Genomic DNA, 6,226 nt, shown 5'->3' on the forward strand with positions numbered 1-6,226 from the left:
AGGGAATTGATGATGAGCACTATTCCGAAACCGCTGTTCCGCGACCCGATCCACGACGGGGCCGCCGACCCCACCGTGATCTGGAACCGGGACTTCGGCGAGTGGTGGATGTTCTACACCAACCGGCGAGTCTGGTCGCCGCCGTTCGACGACGTGTCCTGGGTATTCGGCACCGACATCGGCATCGCCTCCTCTGAGGACGGCGGGGCGACCTGGGTCCACCGCGGCATCGCGGACGGCCTGGAGACCGGCTGGGGCCGCAACACGTTCTGGGCGCCCGAGATCATCGACGACGGCGAGACCTACCACATGTACGCGAGCTGCATCGAGGGCGTCCATTCGCGGTGGGGGGCTGAAGGACTGATCCGCCACTACACCAGCGCGGACCTCGCACACTGGGATTACCAGTCCACGCTGGACCTCGATTCGAAGCAGGTCATCGACGCGTGCGTCTTCCCGCTCCCCGAGGGCGGCTGGCGCATGTGGTTCAAGGACAGCTCCCGCGGCGCGCACACCTACACCGCAGACAGCCCCGACCTGTACCAGTGGCGACCGACCGGGCCCGCCATCGAGAACCGCCCGCATGAGGGGCCGAACGTCTTCGCGCTCGGCGGCTCGTACTGGATGCTCACCGACGAATGGGCCGGCCTGCGGGTCCACCGTTCCGATGATCTGCGCGTCTGGGAGATCCAGGACCGCATCCTCGCCGAGTCCGGCTCGGGTGCCGACGACGGCGGCAACGGGCTCCACGCCGACGTGGTCGTGGTCGGCGAGGACGCGCTCGTCTTCTACTTCACCCATCCCGGGCGCGTCCCCGGCGAGCAGATCCGCGACGACCTGTACGCCCACCGCCGCACCTCGATCCAGGTTGCGCGGGCGCATGTGGTGGACGGGCGGCTGGTGTGCGACCGGGACGAGGTGCTGACCGCGCCCATCCTGCCGCCAGGCGGGCCGTGAACCCTTGCCGCTCAGGCGGATTCGCGCCAGAGGATCGGCAGCGCCGTGCGTCGCCGCTCGGCGCTGTCCCCGGCGCCGTCCAAAGCCTCCCCGATGACGTCGGCGATCTGCTCGGCGAATGCGGTACCCAGTATCGCCAGGGTGGTGAGCGCGGGGGAGGTGACGGCGCCGAGCGACAGCCCGTCGACGCCGACAAGTCGGACTTGTCCCGGCACGTCGATGCCGCGGCGGTGGGCGGCCCTCAGTGCGCCCATTGCCATGAGGTCGCTGAAGGCGATCACGGTGTCGGTTTCGGGGAAGCGGTCCATGAGCTCGTTGAACCCGAGTTCACCGGCGTCCACCGACTGCGGCGGCGCCTCGCAGACGACCACCGCTTCGGCCGACACCGGGTCGACCGCGTCCTCATAGGCGATCCGGCGAGTGCTCGGCTTGTAGACCGCGCCGAGCGGCTGGCTCTCCAGCAGCCCGAACCGTTTCGAACCGCGCTTCCGCAGCTCGTCCACGAGGTGGGCGAAGGCGGGACCGAAGTCGAAGTCGACCGAGTGGAGACCTTCGGCGGTAGCAGTGCGGCCCAGAAGGACCAACGGGACACCGCGGGCAGCCGCAGTCAACGCCGCCTCGTCCGTCTGGCCGAGATAGCCGACGACCGCGTCGACCTGGTTCGCGAGGCGGCTGATCAGCTGGAGTTCCGGTTCGTCCTCGTGCGAGACGATCGTCATCTGCCAGCCGCGCGCCGACGCGGCGTCGAGCAGGTCGGCGGCGAGCTCGGAGTAGTAGGGGTTGCGGAACGAATCGACGACGAATGCGATCGTCTTCGTCTTGCTCGTCCGGGCCAGGTTCGACGCAAAGCGGCTGGGGCGGTAGCCGAGCCGCTCGCTGATCTCAAGGATGCGGGCGCGTGTCGCTTCGCTGATCCGCGGCATCCCGTTCATCGCCCGGGTCACGGTCTGCCGGGAGACTCCAGCCTCGCGGGCGATGTCCTCGATCGTTACACGTCGCTGCATATTCCCCATTATCCCCGTCGATGCGGTTCCGGTCGGAACGCGGTTTCACCCCACAGCCGGAAGCGGCGCCGCCGCAGACGGTCCTGTACCAACTGCCCAGGAAGGCAACCATGAACGACCGAATCGCCGTCCGCGTCGGTGCCGCGACCGCCGACACCGCCCCCGACCTGTGGGGCCTGTTCATCGAAGACCTCAACGACGCCCTTGACGGCGGGCTCAACGCCGAACTCATCCGCAACGGCGACTTCGAGTTCGACCCGTCCGAGCGGAACGACTTCCACCACCTCACCGGATGGGCCACGGAGGGCCCTGTCCAGGTGCGGACCGGATCCCCGCTGCACCCGAACAACCGCCACTACGCGTCACTCATCGGCCCGGCCGCCATCGCCAACAGCGGCTGGTACGGCATCCGCGTGACCAAAGGCGAGCGACTGCGGCTGTCCCTGTTCGCCCGCGTGACCGAGCCGACCCGCCTGGCCGTGACCCTTGGCAACGGCCTCGCGAGCACTGATCTCGACGTCGAGCCCGGCGGATGGCGCTACCTGGAGGCCGACCTCGCTCCGACCGCGACGGGGTGCGGCGAACTGCGGATCACCGTGCCCGCCGGAGGCGACGCCGACCTCGACGCCGTCTCCCTGCGGCCCCTCGCCGACGACGGCTCGCCCCTGACCTTCCGGCCAGACCTGCTCCAAGCCTTGAAGGACCTGGCTCCGAGCTTCATCCGCTTCCCCGGCGGCTGCCTCGCCCACGGCTACGGCCTCGGCAACATCTACCACTGGAAGGAGACGATCGGGCCACGCTGGAGGCGAGCGCAGACGCGGAACATCTGGGCCTACCACCAGTCCCGCCAGATCGGCTACGGCGAGTACTTCGAGCTTTGCGAAGCGCTCGGCGCCACCGCGATCCCCATCGTCGCCGCCGGCGTCTGCTGCCAGAACTCGCCCGGCGGCCAGCACGCGATCCCAGAATCGCAGATGAAGGACTACATCCAGGACGTGCTCGACCTGATCGAGTTCGCCAACGGCGGACCTGAGACGCGCTGGGGCGCGAAACGGGCCGAGCACGGGCACCCCGAGCCGTACGGGCTGCGGTACCTCGGTCTCGGCAACGAGGACGAGATCACCGACGCGTTCCGAGACCGGTACGCCCGCATCGAGGACGCCGTCCGCGAAGCCCACCCCGAGATCACCGTCATCGGCACCTCCGGACCGTGCACCACCGGTCCCGACTTCGAGGCCGGTTGGCAGTACGCGCGAGAGCGCGGCGTCGCGATGGTCGACGAGCACGGCTATCAGAGCCCCCGCTGGTTGCACCAGAACCTCGACCGCTACGCCGCCTACGACCCCGACGGGCCCAAGGTCTACCTCGGCGAATACGCGGGCTGCTCCAGCACGGTGCGTTCGGCGCTCGCCGAGGCGGCGTACATGATCGGCCTCGAACGCAACCCCGACGTCGTGCGCCTCGCCTCCTACGCCCCGCTCCTCGCCCGCGTCGGGCACTCGCAATGGACCCCTGACCTCATCTACTTCACCGCCGACGAGGTGCGGCTCACCGCCTCCTACTACGTGCAGCGCGCGTTCGGCACCGAGCGAGGCGAGCGGGTTCGTGCAGTCGAGCTCGAAGGCGTGGTGCCGTGGACCCGGCCCGTCTCGGGAACCGGCGAGGCGCACGTGCACTCGCCTCGGGCCACCGCGGCCTTCAGCGATGTCGTGGTCGACGGGCGACCGGTCTCCGACTTCGCCACCGTCCCCGGAAGCGACGGCGCGGTGCTCGCAGCGATCGGCCCCGACGCCGCCGACATCGAGTTCACCGCGGTCCGACGGGACGGCGCCGACGGCTTTTCACTGCGCCTGGGCCCGGACGACCCGTTGAGTTCCGTGAAGTTCAACTTCTGCATGGGGGGCAACCGCGACACCGTGGTGCTCCGACGCGACGACAGGATCGACAACTGGGAGGCGACCTGCCCGTGGCCCGAGTGGGGCGACGGCGTCCCCGTCCGAGTGCGGGTCCGACTCGACGGGCCGCGCCTCCGGGTCTGGGTCGACGGCGAACTCCACCATGACCTCGAACTCGACACCCGGCCCGAACACCGCGTCGCCGCGGGGGCGCTCTCGCGCACCGCGGCAGACGGCGGGACCGAGTATTTGGTGAGGCTCGTCAACGCCGAGGAAACCGAGAAGGCCGTCCGCGTTGACCTCGACGACGCGCCCGGCGCAGTCGCGGCCGACATCGAGCTCCTGGCCGGGGCCGGACCCGACGAGGGTGCACTCTTCGAGGCGTCGCCGATCAGACCGGTCACCGAGAAGGCCAAGGGCGAGAACGGGATCGACCTGATCCTGCCGCCCTGGTCGTTCGCCTCGGCGATAATTCGCCCCTCGGCTTAGCCCTCGATCAGGTGGAGGACTGCGTTCTATCGCCGGACGCCACCGCGTATCCGCACATCAGACACCTCGGTGTATTGACATGAATTCATAGAAAGCGCTATCGTACTCATGCTGCGTGAGCGATCACGCAGATCAAATCCGGTTCGCGGTGGCAATTCCCCGGCATCGCACATCGCATGGCGCAAAGGAGCACCATGACACCATTCGACACCGGCCGCCTCGCCCGGCGACCCCTCCTCAAAGGCGCCGCTGTCACTGGCGGCCTGGCTCTCGCCGGACTCGGCAGCCTCGCCTTCGACACGGCGCGGAACGCCGAGGCCCAGACGTCCGGCATCCAGGCCGTCAGCCACCCGGCGCTGCTGCACACCCAGTCCGACCTCGACTACATCTCGGCCAAAGTCGCCGCCGGCGCCGAGCCCTGGCTCACCGGCTGGAGCAAGCTGACGGCCAGCTCCCACTCGCAGAGCACCTGGACCCCCAGCGCCACCTCGGTCATCACGCGCGGAGGCTCCGGCACCCAGAACTACCCGGTGCTCTACCGGGACGTCCACGCCGCCTATCAGAACGCGCTGCGCTGGCGCATCGCCGGCACGACCGCCAACCGCGACGCCGCCGTCGCGATCTGCAACGCGTGGTCGTCGACGTTGACCGAGATCAACGGCAGCACGGACGCACTGCTGTGCGCCGGGCTCCAGGGCTACCAGTTCGCGAACGCCGCCGAACTGCTGCGCGGCGCCCCGGGCTTCGACCTCGGCGCGTTCCAGAACATGATGATGGACGTCTTCCATCCTCTGACCACCGGTTTCCTGGGCAGCCACAACGGGACCTGCGCGACCCACTACTGGGCGAACTGGGACCTGGCCGCGATGAACGAGGTGATCGCAACCGGCATCCTCTGCGACGACGACACGATCATCGACCAGGCGATCGACTACTTCTGGAACGGCGTCGGCAACGGCTCCATCCGGGGCGCGATCCCCTTCACCCACGACGACGGCCTCGCGCAGTGGCAGGAGTCCGGCCGCGACCAGGCCCACACCATCCTCGGCATCGGGCTCATGGCCACGTTCATGGAGACGGCCTGGAACCAGGGGATCGACCTCTATTCGGCAGACGACAACGCGTTCGCCAAGGCCGCCGAGTACGTCGCCTCCTACAACCTCGGCAACAACGTCCCCTACACGACCTACAGCTGGGGCTCGGGCAACAACTGCGCCTACAACGAGCAGACGGTCATCGGCAGCGGTGGGCGCGGCAGCGTGCGGCCGGTGTGGGCGATGGTCTACGGCCACTACTACTCCCGGCGCGGCATCGCGATGCCGAACACAGCCGCGATCACCGAGCAGGTCGCTCCGGAAGGGGGCGGCGGCGACTACGGCACGACCTCCGGCGGATACGACGCCCTCGGGTACGGCACACTCCTGTACTCCCGCGACCGGGCCACGGTGCCCTACAACCGGATCCAGTCCTACAACTTCCAGACCCGGTACTGGCGCCACGTCGGCTTCGCCGCGGGCATCGCGGAGAACGCGAGCCCCGCAGCGGACACCTGGTTCCAGGTCTCCGCAGGCCTGGCCGACCGCGCCGACGACTGCGTCTCGTTCGAGTCGGTCAACCTCCCCGGTTACTACCTGCGCGTGAACGACACGGTCCTCAAGCTGGAAGAGAACGACGGCTCGGCGCAGTTCGCCGAGGACGCCACCTTCCGCGCGGTCGCCGGCCTCGCGGACTCGACCTGGACCTCATTCCAGCTCTACGGCGACACCAGCCGGCATGTGCGCCACGCGTACAACATCCTCCGGACCGCTGTGATTCCTAGCGGCGACAGCGTCGGCAAGGCCGACGCCACCTTCAAGATCACGACCTGACCCCCCGTCGCGG

At 68.8% G+C, this 6,226-nt stretch carries 4 protein-coding genes; 3 read left to right on the plus strand and 1 reads right to left on the minus strand.

Annotated elements, in window-relative coordinates; all coding sequences use genetic code 11:
* Window positions 1-12 precede the first annotated feature (12 nt).
* The gene (locus tag ACFO8M_RS24625) at window positions 13-957 is read left to right on the plus strand and encodes a glycosyl hydrolase (protein WP_387980436.1); all 945 of its coding nucleotides are present in this window, start codon (window positions 13-15) and stop codon (window positions 955-957) included.
* 11 nt (window positions 958-968) lie between these two features.
* On the opposite strand, the gene ACFO8M_RS24630 is transcribed toward ACFO8M_RS24625, so the two are convergent.
* Window positions 969-1,961: a LacI family DNA-binding transcriptional regulator gene (locus ACFO8M_RS24630; protein ID WP_387980438.1), complete on the minus strand. Its 993-nt coding sequence runs from the start codon at window positions 1,959-1,961 to the stop codon at window positions 969-971.
* Window positions 1,962-2,071: 110 nt separating this feature from the next.
* On the opposite strand from ACFO8M_RS24630, the gene ACFO8M_RS24635 reads away from it, so the two are divergent.
* Window positions 2,072-4,345 (plus strand): alpha-L-arabinofuranosidase C-terminal domain-containing protein, encoded by a 2,274-nt coding sequence (locus ACFO8M_RS24635; RefSeq protein WP_387980440.1) that lies wholly within the window; start codon window positions 2,072-2,074, stop codon window positions 4,343-4,345.
* 194 nt (window positions 4,346-4,539) lie between these two features.
* Window positions 4,540-6,213 carry an AbfB domain-containing protein gene (locus ACFO8M_RS24640; RefSeq protein ID WP_387980441.1) on the plus strand — a complete coding sequence of 558 codons (1,674 nt, stop codon included), beginning with the start codon at window positions 4,540-4,542 and terminating at the stop codon, window positions 6,211-6,213.
* Window positions 6,214-6,226 lie beyond the last annotated feature (13 nt).

This window comes from Glycomyces rhizosphaerae, from assembly GCF_042647865.1.
GTDB lineage: Bacteria > Actinomycetota > Actinomycetes > Mycobacteriales > Micromonosporaceae > Glycomyces > Glycomyces rhizosphaerae.